This is a genomic window from Aliidiomarina quisquiliarum, from assembly GCF_023922585.1.
Classification (GTDB): Bacteria; Pseudomonadota; Gammaproteobacteria; order Enterobacterales; family Alteromonadaceae; genus Aliidiomarina; species Aliidiomarina quisquiliarum.
Window position 1 is genome coordinate 102,496 of record NZ_JAMFTN010000010.1, and the last position, 22,141, is coordinate 124,636.

Annotated in this window: 21 protein-coding genes and 3 tRNA genes; 4 read left to right on the forward strand and 20 right to left on the reverse strand. The window is 48.0% G+C overall.

What is annotated here, in order from left to right:
- From trmD to ffh, 4 genes are all read right to left on the reverse strand, one after another.
- A complete protein-coding gene (trmD, locus tag M1L23_RS01275; RefSeq protein ID WP_252625206.1) occupies nt 1–750 on the reverse strand; it encodes a tRNA (guanosine(37)-N1)-methyltransferase TrmD in 750 nt (249 codons plus the stop codon).
- Nucleotides 750–1,292 carry a ribosome maturation factor RimM gene (rimM, locus tag M1L23_RS01280; protein WP_252625207.1) on the reverse strand — a complete coding sequence of 181 codons (543 nt, stop codon included), beginning with the start codon at nt 1,290–1,292 and terminating at the stop codon, nt 750–752. Before rimM ends, trmD begins: the two co-directional genes overlap by 1 nt.
- 14 nt (nt 1,293–1,306) lie before the next feature.
- Entirely contained in the window at nt 1,307–1,561 is a 255-nt protein-coding gene (gene rpsP, locus M1L23_RS01285) for a 30S ribosomal protein S16 (protein WP_252625208.1), read from the reverse strand.
- A gap of 131 nt (nt 1,562–1,692) precedes the next feature.
- Nucleotides 1,693–3,057: a signal recognition particle protein gene (gene ffh, locus M1L23_RS01290; protein ID WP_252625210.1), complete on the reverse strand. Its 1,365-nt coding sequence runs from the start codon at nt 3,055–3,057 to the stop codon at nt 1,693–1,695.
- Between the two features lie 158 nt (nt 3,058–3,215).
- On the opposite strand from ffh, the gene M1L23_RS01295 reads away from it, so the two are divergent.
- Both M1L23_RS01295 and M1L23_RS01300 read left to right on the forward strand, forming a co-directional pair.
- Complete coding sequence (locus tag M1L23_RS01295) at nt 3,216–4,010, forward strand: cytochrome C assembly family protein (protein ID WP_252625215.1); 795 nt, start codon at nt 3,216–3,218, stop codon at nt 4,008–4,010.
- Between the two features lie 83 nt (nt 4,011–4,093).
- Nucleotides 4,094–5,386 carry an HlyC/CorC family transporter gene (locus tag M1L23_RS01300; RefSeq protein WP_252625217.1) on the forward strand — a complete coding sequence of 431 codons (1,293 nt, stop codon included), beginning with the start codon at nt 4,094–4,096 and terminating at the stop codon, nt 5,384–5,386.
- A 12-nt stretch (nt 5,387–5,398) separates the two neighbouring features.
- Here M1L23_RS01300 and M1L23_RS01305 read toward each other — a convergent pair whose 3' ends face one another.
- Both M1L23_RS01305 and gshA read right to left on the reverse strand, forming a co-directional pair.
- Nucleotides 5,399–6,022, reverse strand: coding sequence for a transglycosylase SLT domain-containing protein (locus M1L23_RS01305; RefSeq protein ID WP_252625218.1), 624 nt, complete (start codon nt 6,020–6,022; stop codon nt 5,399–5,401).
- Nucleotides 6,023–6,096: 74 nt separating this feature from the next.
- Nucleotides 6,097–7,719, reverse strand: coding sequence for a glutamate--cysteine ligase (gshA, locus tag M1L23_RS01310; protein ID WP_252625219.1), 1,623 nt, complete (start codon nt 7,717–7,719; stop codon nt 6,097–6,099).
- 78 nt (nt 7,720–7,797) lie between these two features.
- On the opposite strand from gshA, the gene M1L23_RS01315 reads away from it, so the two are divergent.
- Nucleotides 7,798–10,452 carry a response regulator gene (locus M1L23_RS01315; protein WP_252625221.1) on the forward strand — a complete coding sequence of 885 codons (2,655 nt, stop codon included), beginning with the start codon at nt 7,798–7,800 and terminating at the stop codon, nt 10,450–10,452.
- A 2-nt stretch (nt 10,453–10,454) separates the two neighbouring features.
- Nucleotides 10,455–10,628 carry a hypothetical protein gene (locus M1L23_RS01320; protein ID WP_252625222.1) on the forward strand — a complete coding sequence of 58 codons (174 nt, stop codon included), beginning with the start codon at nt 10,455–10,457 and terminating at the stop codon, nt 10,626–10,628.
- Between the two features lie 16 nt (nt 10,629–10,644).
- On the opposite strand, the gene M1L23_RS01325 is transcribed toward M1L23_RS01320, so the two are convergent.
- The 14 genes from M1L23_RS01325 to M1L23_RS01390 all read right to left on the reverse strand — a co-directional run bounded on the left by M1L23_RS01325 (nt 10,645) and on the right by M1L23_RS01390 (nt 22,139).
- Complete coding sequence (locus M1L23_RS01325) at nt 10,645–11,775, reverse strand: sodium ion-translocating decarboxylase subunit beta (RefSeq protein WP_252625223.1); 1,131 nt, start codon at nt 11,773–11,775, stop codon at nt 10,645–10,647.
- Between the two features lies 1 nt (nt 11,776).
- Complete coding sequence (oadA, locus tag M1L23_RS01330) at nt 11,777–13,585, reverse strand: sodium-extruding oxaloacetate decarboxylase subunit alpha (protein WP_252625224.1); 1,809 nt, start codon at nt 13,583–13,585, stop codon at nt 11,777–11,779.
- Nucleotides 13,582–13,842 carry an OadG family protein gene (locus M1L23_RS01335; protein ID WP_252625225.1) on the reverse strand — a complete coding sequence of 87 codons (261 nt, stop codon included), beginning with the start codon at nt 13,840–13,842 and terminating at the stop codon, nt 13,582–13,584. Before M1L23_RS01335 ends, oadA begins: the two co-directional genes overlap by 4 nt.
- Nucleotides 13,843–14,071: 229 nt before the next feature.
- Nucleotides 14,072–14,148, reverse strand: a tRNA-Arg gene (locus M1L23_RS01340).
- Between the two features lie 35 nt (nt 14,149–14,183).
- A tRNA-Arg gene (locus M1L23_RS01345) sits at nt 14,184–14,260 on the reverse strand.
- Between the two features lie 12 nt (nt 14,261–14,272).
- Nucleotides 14,273–14,365: transfer RNA gene (locus M1L23_RS01350), tRNA-Ser, on the reverse strand.
- 197 nt (nt 14,366–14,562) lie between these two features.
- On the reverse strand, nt 14,563–14,754 hold the full coding sequence (csrA, locus tag M1L23_RS01355) for a carbon storage regulator CsrA (protein ID WP_252625227.1): 192 nt from the start codon (nt 14,752–14,754) through the stop codon (nt 14,563–14,565).
- 213 nt (nt 14,755–14,967) lie between these two features.
- Nucleotides 14,968–17,595 carry an alanine--tRNA ligase gene (gene alaS, locus M1L23_RS01360; RefSeq protein WP_252625229.1) on the reverse strand — a complete coding sequence of 876 codons (2,628 nt, stop codon included), beginning with the start codon at nt 17,593–17,595 and terminating at the stop codon, nt 14,968–14,970.
- A 77-nt stretch (nt 17,596–17,672) separates the two neighbouring features.
- The gene (locus tag M1L23_RS01365) at nt 17,673–18,182 is read right to left on the reverse strand and encodes a regulatory protein RecX (RefSeq protein WP_252625230.1); all 510 of its coding nucleotides are present in this window, start codon (nt 18,180–18,182) and stop codon (nt 17,673–17,675) included.
- Nucleotides 18,169–19,257 carry an agmatine deiminase family protein gene (locus M1L23_RS01370; RefSeq protein WP_252625231.1) on the reverse strand — a complete coding sequence of 363 codons (1,089 nt, stop codon included), beginning with the start codon at nt 19,255–19,257 and terminating at the stop codon, nt 18,169–18,171. Before M1L23_RS01370 ends, M1L23_RS01365 begins: the two co-directional genes overlap by 14 nt.
- The gene (gene rluB, locus M1L23_RS01375; protein WP_252625232.1) at nt 19,254–20,093 is read right to left on the reverse strand and encodes a 23S rRNA pseudouridine(2605) synthase RluB; all 840 of its coding nucleotides are present in this window, start codon (nt 20,091–20,093) and stop codon (nt 19,254–19,256) included. Before rluB ends, M1L23_RS01370 begins: the two co-directional genes overlap by 4 nt.
- Nucleotides 20,074–20,658, reverse strand: a complete 585-nt coding sequence (gene scpB, locus M1L23_RS01380; protein ID WP_252625234.1) for an SMC-Scp complex subunit ScpB — start codon at nt 20,656–20,658, stop codon at nt 20,074–20,076. The genes rluB and scpB overlap by 20 nt, the downstream gene beginning before the upstream one ends.
- Nucleotides 20,655–21,515 carry a segregation and condensation protein A gene (locus M1L23_RS01385; protein ID WP_252625235.1) on the reverse strand — a complete coding sequence of 287 codons (861 nt, stop codon included), beginning with the start codon at nt 21,513–21,515 and terminating at the stop codon, nt 20,655–20,657. The genes scpB and M1L23_RS01385 overlap by 4 nt, the downstream gene beginning before the upstream one ends.
- Entirely contained in the window at nt 21,516–22,139 is a 624-nt protein-coding gene (locus tag M1L23_RS01390; protein WP_252625237.1) for an L-threonylcarbamoyladenylate synthase, read from the reverse strand. It abuts the gene before it with no gap.
- Between the last annotated feature and the right edge of the window lie 2 nt (nt 22,140–22,141).

Genomic DNA, 22,141 nt, shown 5'->3' on the forward strand with positions numbered 1-22,141 from the left:
TTAGTCTTTGTGCTTCAACAAAGCTTGCTGCTCGTCAGTCAGAGCTAGGTTATTAAGTAATTCGGGCCGCCGTTGCTGAGTTCGTATAAGAGACTGCTGCAACCGCCACCGACGTATATCTTCATGGTGTCCACTCAGCAGTACTGGGGGCACACGTTTGCCGTCAAGAACTTCAGGCCGAGTGTAATGTGGGCAATCGAGCAAACCAGCAGCAAAAGAATCTTCTGCGGCAGAACTTGCATGCCCCAACACACCGGGTACTTGCCTTGCTAGCGTATCAATAAGAACCATTGCCGGTAATTCGCCCCCAGAGAGAACAAAATCACCAATAGACCATTCTTCGTCAATATCTGCTTCAATTACACGTTCATCAATACCTTCATAACGCCCTGCTACCAGCACCAATGAAGTATATTGGCTTAACTCAGCAACACCTTGGTGGTCTAACTTGCGCCCTTGTGGCGACAAATAAATAACCTTAGGTGTTGAACCGCTCGTTGCCGTTATGGCCTTTTTGGCGTCAGCAATTGCTGCTCTTAAGGGAGCAACCATCATTAACATGCCTGGCCCACCGCCGTAAGGGCGGTCGTCAACAGTACGGTGCTTGTCTTCAGTGTAGTCTCGTGGATTCCACGTAGCGACTGAAAGCAAGCCTTCCGTTACAGCGCGACGCGTTACACCGGATTCCGTAATTGCACTAAACATTTCCGGAAAAAGGGTAACAACGCCTACAGTTAAGCTCTTGGCCATTAGAAGTCTGCAGGCCACTCAACTGTAATAGTGCCTAGTTCCTTATCCACCGCCACAATATATTGCGACTGAATAAAAGGAATAAGCCGTTCACGCTTACCGAACGCGTCATTGCTATTGGCAGTTACCACTAGTACATCGTTGGCAGCTGTCGACAGCATATGGTCTACCTTGCCCATGTCATACCCTTCGGCATTAACAACTTTTAGGCCTTCAAGATCACGCCAATAAAACTCGTTCTCTTCGAGTGCTGGCAAAGCACTTGCCAACACAGCGACTTCCATGCCCGTTAGCAGCGCAGCTGCATCGCGGTCATCGACATTCGCTAATTTTGCTACCAGGCCTTTATTATGCCAGCGCCATTGGCTGACTTCGACCTGTTGCCATTTACCCTCTCGGCCAATAAACCAAGGAGCGTAATCAAAAATACCTGACACTTCATTGGTGTAAGCATTTACTCGTAACCAGCCTTTAATGCCGTAAACAGCACCTAGAGTACCTAGTATAACGAGATCTTTGTTACTTACTGCTGCAGAAGTCATGACCTTGGTCAGCCTCAGGCAGCAGCAGCTTGTTGTGCTTCTTGAACAAGTTTAGCAACACGGTCAGAAAGCTGTGCGCCAACACCGACCCAATGTTCGATGCGATCAAGATCAACACGTAAAGTTTCTTCCTGGCCACGAGCCAGTGGGTTAAAAAAGCCGACTTTTTCAATGAAACGCGCATCACGTGCGTTTCTGCTGTCGGCAACAACCATTTGGTAGAATGGCCGCTTTTTAGCGCCACCCCGTTGTAAACGAATGGTAACCATTACCGTCCTCAATTTATTTCAAAAATACAAAGTTAAAGTTAATACTTCCTTACCTTGAAAAACAACCAAGATCAGGAAGCCGCGTAAGTTTACGTATTTCACCAGCAATTGCAAGGTAAAAGGCGTATTTATCAACCGCCGGGGAACATTCCCGGTGGCATTTTGCCGCCCATTTGGCGTAATAGCTTCGCCATACCGCCGCCTTTCATCTTTTTCATCATTTTTTGCATTTGGTTAAATTGCTTTAATAACCGGTTTACATCTTGCACTTGCACTCCCGATCCGGCCGCAATTCGCCGTTTACGTGAACCTTTCAGTACATCTGGGTATTCCCGTTCGTGCGGTGTCATAGAACTAATTATAGCTTCCATCCGTATGGTTGCTTTATCGTCTATTTGCCCCTGCATTTGCCCGGCCATTTTGCCCATGCCTGGCATTTTGTTCATCAGCCCCATCATGCCGCCCATATTGCGCATTTGCACCAACTGCTCGCGGAAGTCTTCCAAGCTAAACTTACCGCTTTTCATCACCCGCTTAGCCATTTTTTCGGCTTTAGCACGGTCAACCTTTTGCTCTACTTCCTCTATTAAAGAAAGCACGTCGCCCATACCTAGAATGCGCCCGGCAATGCGGTCCGGATGGAAAGGCTCTAACGCGTCATTTTTCTCGCCTACACCTAAAAATTTAATCGGCTTACCCGTAATATGGCGAATAGAAAGTGCCGCACCACCGCGGGCATCACCATCTATTTTAGTTAAAATAACGCCCGTTAAGGGTAATGCTTCGTTAAAGGCTTTGGCTGTATTAGCAGCATCTTGCCCGGTCATGGCGTCAACCACAAACAGGGTTTCAATTGGCTTAATGGCACTATGTAAGCGCTGAATTTCTGCCATCATCGCTTCGTCAATAGCTAACCGGCCTGCGGTGTCAACCAGCACCACGTCAAGAAACCTTTTCCGCGCGTGGCTAATCGCCGCCTGCGCAATGTCTACTGGGTCTTGGTCGGTAGATGAGGGAAAAAATTCCACTTCAACTTCTTCAGCCAACCGTTGCAACTGCATAATTGCAGCAGGACGGTAAATATCGGCACTTACCACCAATACTTTTTTCTTGTGCTGTTGTTTTAAGTGGCGCGCTAACTTACCAATGCTGGTGGTTTTACCGGCCCCCTGTAAACCTGCCATAAGTATTACTGCTGGGGGTTGGGTGGCCAAATTTAACGGCACATTGGCTTCACCCATGGCTATTTCTAGCTCATTACGAACTATTTTTACAAACACTTGGCCTGGGTTTAGGTTTTTATTCACCTCAACACCCAAAGCGCGCTCTCTTACCTTAGCAATAAAGTCTCTTACTACGGGTAAGGCAACGTCAGCTTCAAGTAGTGCCATGCGCACTTCACGCAGGGTGTCTTTAATATTATCTTCGGTCAAACGACCGCGACCGCTTATATTTCGCAAACTTTGCGATAGACGATCGCTTAAATTATCAAACATGGCGTATTCCTGTCGGTAGACTTTACGCTATTATACGGAAACCAGTTGGGTTTGGCGATTGAAGTCCGTATACTGAACTAACTAGCTGACAATACGAATCATTCACAACAAGTGTCTTTGGTACAGCAACTTCCATAATAGCGAGAGAATTTGAAACAATGTTGATACAGCTACTTACCATTCTCTGTATCCTTATCTATGGGGCCGGAATTTTATTTTTAAACCGCCGCCTCACAGCCCCTACTATTTATGCGCACCGCGTTTGGTTATCAAACATTGGCGCCATAGCATTACATGGGGCCCTTATTGCCACCATCCTAGCTGAACGGGGTGTCAATAATCTTAATTTTCTTATTGTGCTTAGTATTATTGCTTGGCTACTTGGGCTGTTTTCTGTCAGCCGCGGGCGTCAACTTGCCAGCCTTATGTTACGCCCTGCTATTTTCGGTTTTGCTATTGTTAGCGTGCTGTTATTACAAGTATTGCCAGAAAGCGGCGGCTTACACGCCAGCATGACCTATGGCTTAGCCGTTCATATTATTTTATCTCTCATTGCCTTTAGCTTGTTGGTATTAGCCGCCTTGTATGCGGGCCAAATACTATATTTAAACCGAGTGCTAAAAACACGTAGTGCCCGCGCCCTTAACGAACACTTTCCACCGTTAATGACCGTTGAGCAATATTTTTTCCGTTTACTAGGTGCCGGTACTGCGGTGCTCACCTTGGCAATCGTGGCGGGCATTTTATTTGTCGACGACCTTTTTGCCAAAGGGCAAATTCATAAAACTGTTCTCTCTATTGCCGCTTGGCTATGCTTTGGTGGTATCGTGGTGGCCCATAATACTCGTGGGCTACGGGGTAAACCTATTGTACTGTTCACACTCACTGCTGCTGTTTTACTTACCCTCGCTTATTTTGGTAGCCGTTTCGTACGCGACATCATTTTGTCATAATCAATAAATCTTAAACGCCATGTCTTGACATCTTCGGCGGTGTCCATACATTAGTAGTTGTCAATCATAAACAGGAATCAAACTTGGACGAACTATCACTGAGTACGCTTTTTATAACCTTAGGCGTGCTGGTACTTATTTCTGCATTTTTCTCAGGATCTGAAACGGGCATGATGTCCGTTAACCGTTATAAGCTTCGCCACCTTAGCCAAACTGGCCATAAGGCAGCAAAGCGCGTGAGCTATTTGCTCGATCGCCCAGACCGCCTCATCGGCCTCATCCTGATCGGTAATAACTTGGTCAATATCGCCGCATCGGCCGTGGCAACGGTCATCGGCATGCGCCTATATGGCGATTACGGTATTTTAATTGCCACCATAGTACTTACCCTTATTATTCTGATTTTCTCTGAAGTAACCCCTAAAACTATAGCGGCACTACGTCCCGAACGGGTTGCTTTTCCAAGTTCTTTTATTCTTAAGCCCATGCTTAAGATATTTTACCCCTTAGTAGCAGCGGTAAACTTCATTACTAATAACTTAATGCGGGTGCTGGGTATCGACCCTAACGGTACTGGCAAAGACAGTCTTAGCGCCGAAGAACTTCGCACTGTAGTGCACGAAGCGGGCTCGTTAATTCCGTCTCGTCACCAAGAAATGCTGTTAAGTATTCTCGACTTAGAAAAAGTTACTGTCGACGACATAATGATTCCCCGTAACGAAATAAACGCCATCGACATTAATGCCGACTGGTCGGTTATTGCTCGCCAGCTCAATAATATGCAAAGCACCCTGGTGCTGTTATATCGGGGCGAAATCGACGACGCCATTGGCTTTTTACATGCCCGCGACGTATTGCAATTAGTAACGCGTAACCCAGACGAACCAGACAAGCCTTCATTGGTTCGTGCCGTACGGGAAATATACTTTATTCCTGAAAGCACCCCATTAAGCGTGCAACTGATTAAATTTCAACAAAACAAAGAGCGCATTGGTTTAGTGGTCGACGAATATGGTGACATTCAAGGACTGGTTACCTTAGAAGATATTCTTGAAGAAATTGTTGGCGACTTCACCACCACCATGACCGGTCAAGCTAGCGAAACGTTGCGCCGCGATCCCGACGGTAGCGTGGTTATTGAAGGTAGTGCAAACTTACGCGAGTTGAATAAAGAGTTAAAACTGAATTTTCCTACCGACGGGCCGAAAACCCTTAATGGTTTATTAACTGAAATTATTGGCGACATTCCCGACAACCCCATGTGTATTAAAATAGACGAGCATGCGGTGGAAATTCTTGAAGTGTCAGACAGCGTTATTAAAAGCGTGCGGTTACTACCAAAGTTACGCAAAAAAGCTAAGCGGTCGTCCGCTTAGCTTGTTAAGCTTTTAGCCAAACAGCAGACGTCGTAGCCAACCCCGGTTTAACTTCTTCTCGCAGCCTTTTAGCTGTTGTGCATAGGTATTCGAACGGTCGTCAACCCGCCTAGCAACTTGCACTAACCATTGTTTTTGCAGGTAGGTGCGACGCTTATAACCGCCCCAACCCTCGTGGTAGTTAAGGTATTGAGCATAAGCGTCCCACTTCGACACACCATTTACTTGGTGCGATTTAGTAATAAACCAGCCCATAAAGTCAATGGCGTCGTTGTAGTTATCACGACGCGCTCGACGCTTGCCAGTTTCCCGCACATAGTCGTCCCAAGTCATGGTTTTAGCTTGCGCATAGCCATAGGCATCGCTTACTCGCCCCCAAGGTATAAAGCCAAGCAAATAGCGCTTTGGTGGCTGCGCTCGGGCTTTAAACGAACTTTCCTGATACATCATTGCCATGGGCACATGAATGGGTACGCCCCATTCTTTATTCATTTTTTTTGCGCCTTTCCACCAGTCTCGACGCTCTTCAAAAATATGACATATATTTTCCGGGTCGCTTGGTGGAGCCGTTGTACAACCAGATAAAAGCGTAGTTGTAACAAGCACTAACGCCAACAATGTAGTTTTATTTCGCATTCTACTGAACCTTTTCTTATTCTGTCCCTCTTACCCTATGTAAGGTGTTCGTAAGTAACCTTCATCCCCTGGATTTATAAGCTATCTTTTGCGCCTCGCTTGGGGCGCTTTTTTTTAACCTGCGCACGCTCAAAGTAGTCAGCTAAAAACTCTCCAAAGGTTCCCTTTGAATTTGCTTCTAAGGTTGCTTTATCGGCAATCGACTGTTTGGTCCAAGCGGCAAATTGTTCATGGGTGTAATACTCTAACTCGCTACCCATTAGTTCAGTTCGATACATTTCAGCTAAGCGCATGCCCGGCTTGCCACCTTCGGCTACAGCGCGTAGGTACATTCGCATTACTTTACCCGACAAGGTTTGCTCTGGGTCTGCAATTGCAGGCGTTAAGGCGGCTAAACTTTGCTGGTATAAGGGCTCGGCCTCGGTTTTATCTAGCACCACAGCAATATCGTTTAATTCTTTAAATAAGGCGGTTAAACGCTCTTCAACAGTGGCAATACCGTTGCTGTCTGTCAATTGTAACCCTGGCGTACGGCCCTGCTTAATAACCTCACTAACTAGCCGCTCGGTATCCACTTGTTCTTCCCAACTTAGCGGCGGGCTATTATCGAGCAAACAATACAACAGAAATAAATCAATAAAGCGCATTTGATCTGCCGTAATACCCACATTACTAAAGGGGTTTACATCAAGTACCCGCACTTCAATATATTCAATACCCCGGTTTTCAAGTGCTTGAGCCGGCGTTTCCCCTTCGAGAGCAATCTGTTTTGGCCGAATAGGCGAATAAAACTCATTTTCTATTTGTAAAATATTCGCGCTTAATTGTTTCCATTCATCGCCATCGCGGGTGCCAATTGCTTCAAAACGTTTTACTGGCGTAAAAACGGCACATCGCAAGTCGTCTACATATTCTTGTAGCGAATTATAAGTAATGCCTAATTCTGCTTGCTCACGATTGGTATAACCTAAGTCACTCATTCGCAACGAGGTAGCATAGGGAAAACCGGCCAAGCCGCCACCCATATCTTCTAGCCCAATATCAACTTTAGTGTGGCGTAAAAACGACTTACATAACAACGGCGAAGCGCCAAACATATAAGGAATAACCCAAGCTAAGCGTTTAAAATTACGAATTAAGCCAAGGTAGCGTGCGGAACGAAAATCGCGGTTGTCGCGGTCGCCGTCTTCAGCGGCAAGCGCCGCCCATAACTCATCGGACACCGAAAAGTTATAATGCACTCCAGCAATGGTTTGCATCATAGCGCCATAACGGTGGGTTAAACCCTGTCGGTAGGTGCGCTTCATTATGCCCGAGTGAGATTCACCATATTGGGCAATGCGAATGTCACTTAATTCATTCACATAACAGGGCATACTTAAAGGCCACAGGCGTTCGTCGCCTATGGCGGCATAAGTTGCCCGATGCAAATCCCGTAACTGCGCTAAGGTTTCATCTACCGAGCGCGACACAGGTGTGATAAATTCCAATAACGCTTCCGCATAATCTGTCGTAATAGCAGGATGCGTTAAGGTAGCCCCTAGTTTTTCTTCTGGGTGCATGGTAATCGCTAAGCGACCTTCAGGGGTTATACGAAGCGCTTCGCGCTCGATGCCGCGACGAATTCCTTTTAAACCACTACGAATGGCAGGGTTTTCAAGTAAGGCGTCTAAGGCAAGACCTTTGTGTAACTGCATAGTGTCTCGGATATTGTCTGGTATGATGGTGCCTAGTTTGCCACAAAAAGTAATTAAATACAGTCTAAGGAGTGCTCGTTGACACAAAGTTCACGCCCCAAAATACTTCTACTCATGCAGCACAGTTACTGGTTGCTTAATGCGGTGGGTCTTTTAGCTATATTTTTTTTACCACGCCCATTAGCCCTGCCCTTATTAGTGCTACTGCTAGTGGCTGCAGTTATATATGGCTGGCTTACTTGGCAAGGCCGGCGCGACAGCGAGTTACATACGGGTACCGCATCGCCGGTATTTTTCTCCCCCGGCAGTACACAATTATTACAACAAGTATTTAACGACTTACCCAACCGAGTGTATTGGCGTGACACTGAACTGCGTTTTTTGGGTGGTAACCAAGCGTTTTTACGCGACTTCGGCTTTCAGCACCCGCAAGAAATTATCGGTAAGCGCGATCAAGACATAAAACTGTTAGCTGAAAACGCCGAATTATTTGTTCGCGACCAGCTTACTTTACAGCGTTGCACCGCCAGTGGTAATCAAGAAGTGTCGTTACAAATGCACGACGCCAATAATGAGCGCCGTTGGATTGAGCATTCATCGGTGCCATTATACGACGAGTTTGGCGCTGTGGTGGGTGTACTAGGTAGTTATTACGACATTTCCGGGGTGAAAGCCGCCACTGAGCAAATGGCCCGTGCCAAAGAAGCCGCCGAGCAAGCACGAGAAGAAGCAGAGCAAGCGAACCAGTCTAAAAGCGACTTTTTAGCCAATATGAGCCACGAAATACGCACCCCCATTAATGCCATTGTGGGTATGGCTAATTTAACTTTAAAAACCGACCTCGACGACAAGCAAAAGCGTTACCTTCGGGTGATTGACAGTTCTTCTAAGGCATTGCTTGGGGTTATTAACGACATTCTCGACTTTTCAAAAATTGAAGCCAACAAGCTTACTATTGAGCGTATTCCTTTCGACCTCGACGAAGTGCTTGCCACTATTGCCGACATGTTCGCCTACAAAGCATACGACAAAGACTTAGAGTTTATTATTAATTTACCGGCCAATATACCCACCATGCTGATTGGCGACCCCATGCGCTTAAGTCAGGTGCTTATTAACTTAGTGAGCAATGCGGTTAAATTTACCGACGAAGGCGAAATTAATATTACTTGCACCTTGCTAGAGCAAACCGACGAAAAAATCTTTTTCCGTATTTCTGTCACCGACACCGGTATCGGTATGAGTGAAGAGCAGCGTGCCAACCTATTTCAGGCCTTTACTCAAGCCGACACGTCCACTACCCGTAAATTTGGTGGCACGGGGCTTGGACTCACCATTTCACGCCGCTTAATTCATCTCATGCAAGGCGACATGGGCATGACCAGCTCCTTGGGCCAAGGCTCAACCTTTTATATCGAGTTAGCACTGCCTGTACAGCAAGCCCAAGATATATCGCACTTACAACTACTGCTGAAAAAGCTAGCCGGCATTCGTATTCTAGCCGTCGACGACAACCTCAGCACTCGTGAAATGCTATATGAAATGCTGCGCTCTTACGGCATGAACGCCAAAGTTAGTCGCAGCGGCGAACAAGCCCTTGAATTTATTCACCAAGCCGCTAAAGACAATGCCCCCTTCGACGTGGTACTGGTGGATTGGCGCTTACCTGGCATGGACGGCCTTACCTTAGTAGAGCGGGTGCAACAGGAGTTTACCGAAGAGCAGCGCCCTGAAATGATTCTAGCCACCGGTTACTACGCCGAAGAGCTAGCTGAAAAAGCCAAACAAATGGGCGCCCGCGACTTTATTACCAAGCCATATACCACCAGTACCTTGGCGCGGGTTATTTCATCGGCCGTGTTCCAAAATCGCCACGATGAGCTTAGCCAAGCGCCTGATTACCGTTCTGGGGTGAATAAAGCGCTTAAAAACGCGCCCTTATTAGTGGTAGAAGACAACGAAATTAACCAACACGTGGCCCGTGAAATTCTAGAAAACCATGGCTTTATGGTCGACATTGCCGCACACGGCGAAGAAGCCGTACGCATGGTGCAAGACAAGCCTTACGCCCTTGTGTTAATGGACATTCAAATGCCGATTATGGACGGCTACCAAGCGGCAGAAATGATCCGCCAACAGTTTAGTTATCAGCGCTTGCCTATTTTAGCTATGACTGCCAACGCCATGAGTGGCGACAAAGAGCGCTCCTTAGCTGCAGGTATGCAAGGGCATATTCCCAAGCCTATTGACGAAGAACAACTACTTGCCCAAATTAACAAATGGGCGGTGCCAGGTCCTTATGAACGCCTTGCCGAGCCTGTGGCGGCACCCGTTGCACAAGAATCCAAACGTCGCTACCCGCAAGTGAAAGGTATCGACTTTGAAGGTGCGTTGAATCGTTTAAATCATAACGTTGAACTATATACCCGTTTAGTCGGGCAATTGGTCGAACAGTATCGCCACAGTGCCATGACGGTTTCTGAATTTATTGCCAAAGGTAAATACGAAGAAGCGAAACGTTACTTTCACACTCTTAAAGGTGCGTCAGGAAACTTAGGCTTAAATAGCTTACATAAAAAGGCCAGCATACTAGAACAGGCCGTAATCGACGGCGACATTGGTGCCGTTGCCGACCAAATTATGGGGTTAGCCAGTATGCTCGACGTGGCTGAACAAGCGGCGCAAGACTTACAGCTAGCAACTAATACGCAGGCTCACACGGAGACAAATTAAACATGGTGCGATTGTTATTTCTTATTCCTTTATTGCTTTGTTTTGCTTGGTACATATTTTTAACTAGCCGCGGCTTTCCAATTCGGCAAGGCAAACAAGGTTTTATTTACATTCTTGTTTTTAGCGCCGTTATTGCCGCTTTTTATACTTTAATGTGGTGGTTAACCAACCTCTAGGGTGCCATACAGCACCCTAACCCACTAACGCCAGCAATACCCCTGCAGCCACGGCCGAGCCTAACACGCCGGCCACGTTAGGCCCCATAGCGTGCATTAAAAGGAAGTTTTGCGGGTCTGCCGCTAACCCCTCTTTGTTTACTACCCGTGCTGCCATAGGCACTGCCGAAACGCCTGCAGCACCAATTAAAGGGTTTATTTTTGTCGTGCTAACCAAGTTCATCAGCTTGGCCATTAATACTCCCGACGCAGTACCAAGTACGAAAGCGGTTGCGCCCAGCAGTAGAATACCCAAGGTTTGAGCCGTTAAAAAAGTTTCCGCAGACAGCTGTGCCCCTACCGCCAAACCTAGAAAAATAGTAACAATATTAATCAGCTCATTTTGGGCGGTTTTACTTAATCGTTCTACCACACCGGTTTCACGCATTAAATTACCAAAACAAAACATACCTATTAGCGGAGCTGCCGTAGGCAGCAGCAAGGCGGTAAGTAATAGCACCATCAAAGGAAAAAGTATGCGCGCTCGTTTCGACACCGGTTTTAATTGCACCATGCGTATTTTGCGTTCTTTTTGCGAGGTTAACAAACGCATAATGGGCGGTTGAATAATAGGCACTAAGGCCATGTAAGAATAAGCCGACACAGCAATAGCGCCGAGTAATTCAGGCGCTATTCTCGATGACAAATAAATAGCCGTGGGCCCGTCGGCGCCACCTATAATGGCAATTGCCGCCGCTTGCTCTAGGGTAAACTCTATTGCCGGCACCCAGTTCAAAGCTATCGCACCAAGTAAGGTAGCAAAAATACCAAATTGCGCTGCGGCTCCTAATAGCAACACCCGCGGATTACCCAGTAAGGCACTAAAGTCGGTTAAGGCCCCTACGCCAAGAAATATAATTAGCGGAAATACGCCTGTACTTACCCCCACATGGTAAAGGTAATACAGCAGGCCACCATCGTCGTTTAAACCGGCTAAAGGAATATTCGTTAACACCGCACCAAACCCAATCGGCAGCAGTAGTAATGGCTCAAACTTGTGTACTACCGCAAGGTAAATCAATACCAAGCCAACCACAATCATGGCTAGCATGCCCACAGTTAAGGCGTACAAGCCCGTGGTATGCCATAAGGTAATTAGGGTTTCCATGCTAACCCTCGCTTAAGCTAATTAATGCTTCGCCCGTGGACACACTTGCCCCTTCGGCAATAAGCACCTGCTGCACCGTACCAGCAAACTCGCTACGTATATCGGTTTCCATTTTCATCGCTTCAAGAATAATCACCACGTCGCCAGCATTTACCTTATCGCCCGGCTTTACTTTTAGCTGCCAAATATTTCCCGACAAGGGGGCAGTAATAGTATGTGCTACGGTGCTAGTTGTAGGCTTAGCTGCGGGCACTGCGGCCTTAGCTTCAGCTGCCGAAGTAGCCATTAGGGTTATTGCCCCTAAACTACCTTCTGGGCCCACCTCAACTTGGAATACTTGGCCGTCAATGGCAATGTCATAGCGCTCCACCGTACCAGCAACAGCCGTGGGCGCAGCAACTGCACTGGCTACACTAGCCGCCGCTTCAGGAGCGGGCTCAAAGGCCGCTGGATTATCGCGATTTTTCAAGAATTTCAAGCCAACTTGGGGAAACAGCGCGTAGGTTAATACGTCATCGGTCAGTTCCGTGGCCAGTTTTATGCCCTCTGTTTTAGCCAAGCTGGTTAATTCTTTAGTTAATTTATCAAACTCATGTTCAATCAGGTCGGCTGGCCGGCAGGTAATGGCTTCAGCGCCGTCTAGCACACGTTTTTGTAACGCCGCATTAACCGGTGCCGCAGTAGCGCCATACTCGCCTTTTAACACGCCCGCCGTTTCTTTCGAAATCGACTGATAACGTTCACCCGTTAATATGTTTAGTAGCGCTTGGGTGCCTACTATTTGCGAGGTGGGTGTAACCAGCGGTATAAAACCTAGGTCTTCCCGCACCTTTGGTATTTCTTCCAGTACCTGTTCAAATTTGTCTAACGCCCCCTGTTCACGCAATTGGGTTTCCATGTTGGTTAGCATACCACCGGGTACTTGAGCTAATAAAATACGCGCGTCGACACCTTGTAGCGAGCCTTCAAACTGTGCATATTTTTTTCTTATTTCGCGGAAATAGGTGGCCACTTCAGTTAAGGCCGATAATGACAACCCCGTATCGCGGGCAGTACCTTCCACCATCGCTACAATGGTTTCTGTGGCGGAATGGCCGTAGGTCATACTCATGGGTGAAATTGCCGTGTCGAGCATATCAATACCCGCATCTATGGCTTTCATATAGGTGGCGGTGCTTAACCCGGTGGTCGCATGGCATTGCATTGCAATAGGTACCTTAACGCGCTTCTTAAGCGCGGTAATCAGCTCTTCTGCTTCATAAGGCCTAAGCAAGCCAGCCATGTCTTTAATGCAAATAGAATGGCAACCAAGGCTTTCTAGCTCTGCTGCCATATCCAGCCAAGTGTCTAGGGTGTGCACTGGGCTTACCGTATACGACAAAGTACCCTGCGCATGGCCGTCATTGGCAATTGTGGCTGCAATCGCAGTTTTTAGGTTACGCACATCGTTCATGGCGTCAAAGATACGGAATACATCTACGCCATTGGCCCGTGCGCGCTCAACAAAGCGTTTAACTACGTCATCGGCATAATGCCTATAGCCAAGCAAGTTTTGGCCTCGTAGCAGCATTTGCTGGCGGGTATTGGGCATAGCCTTCTTTAGTTCACGCAAGCGCTCCCAAGGATCTTCGCCTAAATAGCGAATACAGGCGTCGAAGGTGGCCCCACCCCAAGTTTCTAACGACCAATAGCCAAGCGCATCAAGCTGTGCGGCAATCGGCAGCATGTCATCAATTCGCAAACGCGTAGCTAGTAATGATTGATGAGCGTCACGTAAAACAAGTTCCGTTAGTTTTAAAGGCTGGGTCATAGCAACTTTCCTTCATGCTTTTGTTGGTGCCGATAGCGGTGAACAGCCACAGCAATAGCAGCCTGCTGAGGCTTGCTCAATGGCTGTGGCTTTAACTGGGCTTTATGGCTTATATCAGAATGGGTATGGCTACTTTGCTCTGGGAACAAAGCTACGAGTAGTTTAGTGAAAATGGTTAGCACGATCAGAAATAAAAAAACCACAATAAGACCCACAACAAGTACGTCGAAGGCTTTAACTAGAAGTTCTGAAGTCATTCAAACACCACACTAACAATAAGTTTACATGCTGTTAGTGTACTGCAGATGGGGGGGTATGCGAACCCTAAAATGATCTTACTAGGGAATTATTACTCAAAAGGGCTTAATTAAATATTACGAACGTACGGCGGTATCAATTGTTTTAAAACTTTCTAATAGTTGCCTGAGCGGCTTAGTTATGTCTTACATTAGCCTGCCTTACAAACTGCAAGTACTATAAATTAAATGGCGCGCTCGGGAGGATTCGAACCTCCGACCGCCTGGTTCGTAGCCAGGTACTCTATCCAGCTGAGCTACGAGCGCATCACTTAATTACTTGCCTACTAACTTTGTTAAACTGGCGCGCTCGGGAGGATTCGAACCTCCGACCGCCTGGTTCGTAGCCAGGTACTCTATCCAGCTGAGCTACGAGCGCATTCAGTTTAACTGGCGGTGAGGGAGGGATTCGAACCCTCGATAGAGCTATAAACTCTATACTCCCTTAGCAGGGGAGCGCCTTCAGCCTCTCGGCCACCTCACCGCAACTTGTGGGCGTGAATTCTAGAGACTTTCACAGGTATGTCAATGGCTTTTCTAAGAAACTTTTTCAACTGCGGCATAATTAACCAGTTCGTTGAAAATTCGCCCAAACTTCCCACATTTAACACTTTAATCATAAGCAAGCCGACCTAGGTCGGCTTGCTTTACTTATGATAATACCAGAAGTCAGAAATAGAATTATTCGTCTGTCTCGGGTGTATTACCTTTTTCCTGTTGGATTCGCATATATATCTCTTCCCGATGTACCGAGACTTCTTTGGGCGCATTTACTCCAATACGCACTTGATTTCCCTTTACACCCAGAACAGTCACAGTGACATCATCACCGATCATGAGTGTTTCACCAACCCGGCGGGTTAAGATTAACATTGTTAAGCTCCTTCAATACCGATTACCGTAGTTAAGAGTATGCTTAAAACTCTTTCCTACACCCCACATTACACATTCAGTAGCACCGATAAAAAATACTGCTACGTCATATACAGAAACTACAACATCCTCTGAGAATCTGTGCGAGCCTTTTAGCATCATGCTAACACTTAGCAGCATAGCACAATGCACCAAATTCTAAATATTGTTTTTTTAATTAATTAACACATTATTTAGCCAATCCGTTGCTGCGGTTAATGCCAATTCTAACTTTTGTGGCTCACTACCACCCGCTTGTGCCATATCCGGCCGACCACCTCCTTTACCACCTACAACGGCAGCAGCCTTATTAACTAACTCACCGGCCTTCACTTTACCTGTTAGCGACTTTGTTACACCAGCAATTAAACTTACTTTAGCATCATCGCGCACAGCGAGAAGAATAATCCCTTCGCCGATTCTATTTTTCAAGTCATCTAACATGTCGCGCAAACCTTTGGCGTCACCACCAGGAATTTCCGCCACAATAACCTTTACACCATGCAGCATGGTTGGGTTTTGTGCCAATTCAGCACCAGCATTAGCCGACAACTTACGCTGTAAGTCGGCGTTTTCCCGCTCTAGGCTCTTTTGTTTGTCAACTATTTGCTCTATTCGTTCAACGACCCCGTTCACATCACTTTTCACTAGGCCGGCTAAGGCCCGTAGTTGCGCTTGCTGCTCTTGGGTATAGCTAAGCGCACGCTCACCGGTTATTGCTTCTACCCGCCGCACACCAGATGCTATACCCGCTTCACTAATAATTCGAAACAAGCCAATATCGCCCGTGTGCGCTACGTGCGTACCGCCGCACAGCTCAATGGAATAGTCACCCATACTCACTACGCGCACTTCGCTGTCGTACTTTTCGCCAAACAGCGCCAACGCACCCGCCGCCTTTGCATCATCAACACTCATTAGTTGCGTGGCTAAGGGCTCATTTTTTAATATTTCTAAATTTACCTCACGCTCTATTGCCACCAGCTCGGCTACGCTTACCGCTTGGCCGTGGGCAAAGTCAAAACGCAACCGCTCGTCGTTTACCAAAGACCCTTTTTGCATTACATGCTCGCCTAATACGCGGCGTAAGGCGGCATGAATCAAATGAGTGGCCGAATGGTTGCGACGAATTGCAGCACGGCGTGCCGAATCAATAGTAGCCGCTAACCGCTCACCCACCGCTAAAGCCTGGTTGGCTGTACCCACATGGCCAATTCCTTTGCCCAAGTAACGGGTATCGGTAACAGTAAAGGCACTTACTCCGGCCTGCCCGCCTTCATCGACACGGGCCAACACGCCTGTATCACCTACCTGACCACCACTTTCTGGGTAAAACGGGGTTTCTTTTAACACCACCGTTGCTTCGCTGCCGGCGGCCACTGTAGCAACCGACTTACCCGCCACAAACAGCTCAACAATTTCCGACACCTGTTGGTCACAGGCGTAGCCTAAAAACTCGGTAGCCGTGGCCGCGGTTATTTGGGCATTGTAGTCGACACCAAATTGCGATGCCTGCTGGGCCCGCTGCCGTTGTTCTGCCATGGCCGCATCAAAGCCAGCCTGATCAACCTGTATACCCCGCTCACGCGTAATGTCGGCGGTTAAGTCTAACGGGAAACCATAGGTGTCATATAATCGAAACGCCACGTCGCCAGCTAAGGTGTCGCCCGCTTGCATACCAGCCATTGCTTCTTCCAATAAGCTCAACCCACGCTGTACCGTACGGGCAAACTGCTCTTCTTCCTGCTTTAGGGCTTTCACAATGGTTTTTTCAGCCTGTGCCAATTCAGGAAAAGCCTCACCCATTAAGCGCACTAATTCAGGAACTAATTTATGGAAAAACGCTTCACTTACACCTAGCTTATGGCCATGGCGCACCGCGCGGCGAATAATACGTCGTAGTACATAGCCACGCCCTTCATTCGACGGCATTACCCCGTCGGTAATTAAAAATGCACAGCTACGAATGTGGTCGGCAATAACCCGCAGCGACTGCTGGGTTAAATCTGTACAGTGGGTCAACTCGGCAACTTTATTAATCAGCGCTACAAAGGTGTCGGTTTCATAGTTCGAGTGTACGTTTTGCATTACTGCGGCAATTCGCTCTAGCCCCATGCCCGTGTCTACCGAAGGCTTCGGTAGCGGGTGCATGGTGCCGTCGCTGTCGCGGTTGTACTGCATAAATACTAAGTTCCAAATTTCAATATAGCGGTCGCCGTCTTCTTCCGGAGTTCCCGGTGGGCCACCCCATACCTCTTCACCGTGGTCATAGAATATTTCCGAACAAGGACCACAGGGTCCGGTGTCGCCCATTTGCCAGAAGTTGTCCTTAGCTCCAATGCGGCCAATACGATCTTCTGGCACGCCCACTTCTTTGGCCCAAATGTCATAGGCTTCATCGTCTTCTTCAAACACCGTTACCCACAGCTTTTCCTTTGGAATGCCTAGTTCTTCGGTTAAAAACTGCCACGCATATTGAATAGCCTCGCGCTTAAAGTAGTCACCAAAGCTAAAGTTACCTAGCATTTCAAAGAAGGTATGGTGGCGTGCCGTATAGCCTACGTTTTCTAAGTCGTTATGCTTACCACCAGCGCGCACGCAGCGTTGTGAACTGGTGGCACGATTATAGCCACGCTCTTCGTTACCTAAAAATACGTCTTTAAAGGGCACCATACCGGCGTTGGTAAACAATAAAGTGGCGTCATTGCCAGGAATAAGTGAACTGCTAGGAACAATTTCATGTCCTCGCTCGGCAAAAAACTGAAGAAATAAAGAACGAATCTCAGCGCTAGTCATACTCATGAAATGCTATCCTGCTTGGTTATTCAAAGGTGTCCGTAGCTACGGAAATATGGTGAAAAGATTATCACGAAAGAAAATTAGAACATACCCTCGTCCCAGTCATGCTCGCCGCTTTCCAAGGCGCCCATGGCTCGGCGAATATGTTCCATAGTAAAGCCGCGCGAGGCTAAAAAACGTTGCCTGCGAGCGTATTCTTTACGGTCGTCGCCAGCGGCAGTACGAAATTTACGGTGTAAGGCTTCTGCGGCTAAAGCAAACCAGTCAACCTGCTCGGCTTCAAAGTGACGCTCTATGTCGTCGCTTTGAATGCCGCGCATGGTTAGCTCGGCACGAATTTTTATTGGCCCTTGGCGCTGCATAACGCGGTGACGAATAAAGCTGCCGGTAAAGCGTTCGTCCGACTGCCAATTCCGTTCGGCTAAGCGCTCTAGCACGGCTTTTACTGCTTTGCTATCGAAGCCACGCTGTTCCATTTTACGTTGCAGCTCAAGCTGACTGTGCTCACGCCGGCTTAATAAATTAACCGCCCTTAATTCAATGTCTTTTTCGTCCGCTGGGTCTGGCGGCAGTCGTCTAACCACCGCCATTACCTAGTTCTGGCTCCACCCAGCTCGCACAGTGCCAACCGCCGCCGCCAACCAACAAACCCCGGGTTGGCGCTCGAATAATAGTACAGTCGGGCAAAGCTTTGGCCAGCACCTTGTAGGCCTCGTCGTCTTCAGCAATACCAAATTCTGGTAACACCACAATGTTGCCAGCCCGAATAAAGTTTAAATAACTAGCCATTAACGGCATGCCTGCAATACGTCTACGAATACCTTGGCGAGTTGTAATAGTAGCCGCTTCTTGCGCTGTTAATCGCGGCATCGGTGGCAATGGCATGCGCACAATCTCAAAGCTGCGCCCTTGAGCGTCTTTAGCTCGCTCTAAAAAAGTTAGCACCCGTCGGCAGGTAGCATAGTCGGGATGCGTCGGGCTGGCAGGCATATTCAACGCAATACGCCCAGGCGCTAAAAAACATGCCATATTGTCCACATGGCCACCGGTTTCATCGGCACTTAACTTGCCTGGCAACCAGAGCACTTTTTTAATGCCTAAGGCCGTGGCTAAGGTGTCTTCAAATGCGGCCTGGCTCCAGTCTTCATTACCTTCACGGTAAATGGTGCTACCAGTACAGGCTAACCCTGTGCCTTCACCGTCGGTGTATATTGCACCACCTTCCAATACCGCCGTATAACGTTCAGTGCTGGCTTTTAAGGTTCGGCTTAACCAATCACGGGCCATAATGTCGAGTGGCCATTGGTCGTCAATGCCACCCCAGCTGTCAAAGGCAAAATGGCGGTGAACGCCGTCGGCACCAACAAAGGGCGCACAGTCACGCAACCACACATCGCCATAGTCCACTTCATGCACAGTAACCGGCTGCAGGCCAGCTGCGGTTATTGCCTGCTCGGCTTTACTCCGCTCGGCACTAGGCACCATTAATTGCACGGCTAAACTCGTAGTTTGCAGCCTTTCCAATAACACTAGCAGGTCTTGCTGCGCCGCCAAACCATGATCAGAGAAAATGTCAGCCCGATAGGGCCAGCGTAACCACAATGCCCGAGCTGCGGTCCACTCGGGCAGCCATTTTAATGTTTCATTATTCACAACTTCACTCATGAACGGCGTCGCTCCTTGTTTGATCGCCGCGCCCGTTTCAGTTGGCGCTCTCTGTCTTCTGGGGTAATCACCGGAGCCGACTCCAGTTTAGGTAATTCCGCTAGGGTACGTAAATAATTCACTTCTTTTAGATCAAGGTCCATCCAGCCACCTTGCACTAAACCTTTTGGCAATAGCTGTTCGCCCATGCGAATACGAATTAAGCGGTTAACTAATAATCCTTGCGACTCCCACATCCGGCGTACTTGGCGGTTACGGCCTTCGGTTAAGCTTACATGGAACCAGCGGTTTAACCCTTCGCCACCTTGGCGTTTCACTTTTAAGAAGTTTGCTTTCCCGTCTTCTAGCATGACCCCTTGGCGCAACCGTTGAATAATGGCGTCGTTCACTTCACCAAATACGCGCACTGCATATTCACGTTCAACTTCATATTTTGGGTGCATTAAACGGTTAGCAAGTTCACCGTCTGTGGTAAACAGCAATAAACCCGAAGTATTAATGTCAAGACGGCCAATGGCAACCCAACGGGAGTTATTTAAATACGGTAAGCTGGAATAAACCGTTGGCCGCCCTTCTGGGTCTTTCCGCGTGACTAATTCACCTTCGGGTTTGTGGTACACAATCACGCGGCACGGCACTTCTTCTTCCGTTTTCACTTCCACCCGGTGGCCGTCAATACGAATGTCTGCACCAGGGCCTATACGCTCACCTAAGTGGGCTACTTTGCCATTCACTCGTACTCGCCCTGCACTAATTTTAGCTTCAAGTTCACGGCGCGAACCATGGCCGGATCGCGCTAATACTTTTTGTAACTTTTCAGTTGGTGCCGTTTTCACTGTTTAATACCTCTATCATGTCACGCTCCCGCGTGTCGGGTTCAGGCGGTTCGGCCAATGCAGGAATATCGGCCACCGACTGAAGAGAAAAATAGTCTAAAAATTCTTTGGTGGTTGCAAACAAAGCGGGCCGACCAGGAACTTCTTTATGGCCCACAACTTTCACCCAGCCTCGTTCTTGTAGCGTACGCATTATTTGGGTGCTCACCGACACCCCTCGTATGGCTTCTATTTCACCACGGGTGGTAGGCTGTCGCCAAGCAATTAACGCCAAGGTTTCCAGCAAGGCCGCCGAATACCGTGGCGCCCGCTCCGGCCACATATTGGCCAAGGCAGGGCCTAGTTCGGCACGGGTTTGAAAGCGAAAGCCGCTGGCTACTTCCACCAGCTGTACACCCCGTTCACGATAGTCGTCTTGTAACTGATCAAGCACTTGCCGAATACGGGGCCTATTTAGCGAAAAATTTGCCAGTGCGCCACTTAGTAACTGGTCTACCGTTACCGCTTGTTCCGCAGCAAAAATTGCTGCTTCAACAATTTGTTTTAGTTGCTTATCGGAAATCATAGCGCGGGCGTTTCCTCTTGGGCCAGTTGCTCATAGCGCGACACATAAATTACCGAATAAGCTTCCGCTTGAATAAGGCGAATTAAGCCTTCTTTATTCAATTCTAAAATGGCTAGAAAACTTACTACCACCCCTGCCTTCCCTTCACTCACATCAAACAGCTCTACAAAGTCAAGCCGTTTCACCTGGCTTAACCGCTCGAGCACCCGGCTCATACGCTCACGGGTCGACAGTGCTTCGCGCATTACCTGGTGGTGCGCTTGAGCCTTCACCAACTGCATAACTCGTGCTAGGGCCAAACTTAAGTCGGCCAAGGTTACCGCTGGCGGCTCTTGCGCGGCAATATCTTGCGCATCGGTAAAGGCGCTGCCAACAAAAAAGTCTCGCTCTTGTTGCGGTTGGTGGTCTAGTTGTTGGGCGCCTTCACGCACCACTTCATATTCCCGTAAGCGCCGAATAAGCTCTGCACGGGGGTCTAGCTCTTCGTCTTCTTCACTTGCTAGCTGCGGTAATAGCAATCTACTTTTAATTTCTGCCAACATGGCCGCCATCACTAAATAATCCGCGGCCAATTCCAATTTTAACTCATGCATTAACTCGACATATTCCATATATTGCTTGGTTATTGGCAATATAGGTAAATCAAGAATATCCATTTTCTGGCGGCGTATTAGGTACAACAATAAATCCATTGGCCCAGAAAACGCCTCCAACATCAGCTCTAACGCTTCTGGTGGAATATACAAGTCGTCTGGTCGGTCGAACATTGGCTCGCCGCGCACAAAACCCAGCGGTAAGCTATGTTGTTCTGTTACTGGCGGCTCTAACACCGCAGCTCCAACCAAAGAATCGCTCATTTACGCTTCAAACGGGCTTGGGTCGCCTTGCCCAATACGCAAAATGGACACTCCACCGTCGGCCAAGTCCACTACTGTGGTTGGTTTTTCACCTATTTGGCCACCATCAATAATAACGTCTACCTGGCCATCAAGGGCATCACGAATCTCTTCCGGATCAGACTCGGCAAACTCACGCCCTGGTAAAATTAACGTGGTCGACATTAACGGTTCCCGCAACTCTGCTAATAAGGTTTGCGCAATAACGTGATCTGGTACCCGTAAACCAATGGTTTTTCGCTTCGGGTTTAGCAACCGCTTGGGCACTTCTTTGGTGCCTTTTAATACAAAAGTATAGGCACCTGGGGTGTTGTTTTTAATTAACCGAAAGGCTTGGTTATCAACCCGAGCATATTCCGACAATTCCGACAAATCGCGACACATCAGGGTAAAGTTATGATCTTTGCCAATATCCCGAATACGGCAAATACGCTGCAAGGCGTCTTTGTTTTCTAGTTGGCAACCAATGGCATAACCCGAATCAGTGGGGTACACCACTACGGCGCCGCCACGAATGAGTTCGGCTGCCTGGGCAATGGTGCGCTGCTGCGGGTTCACCGGGTGAACCTCAAAATAATTAGTCATAC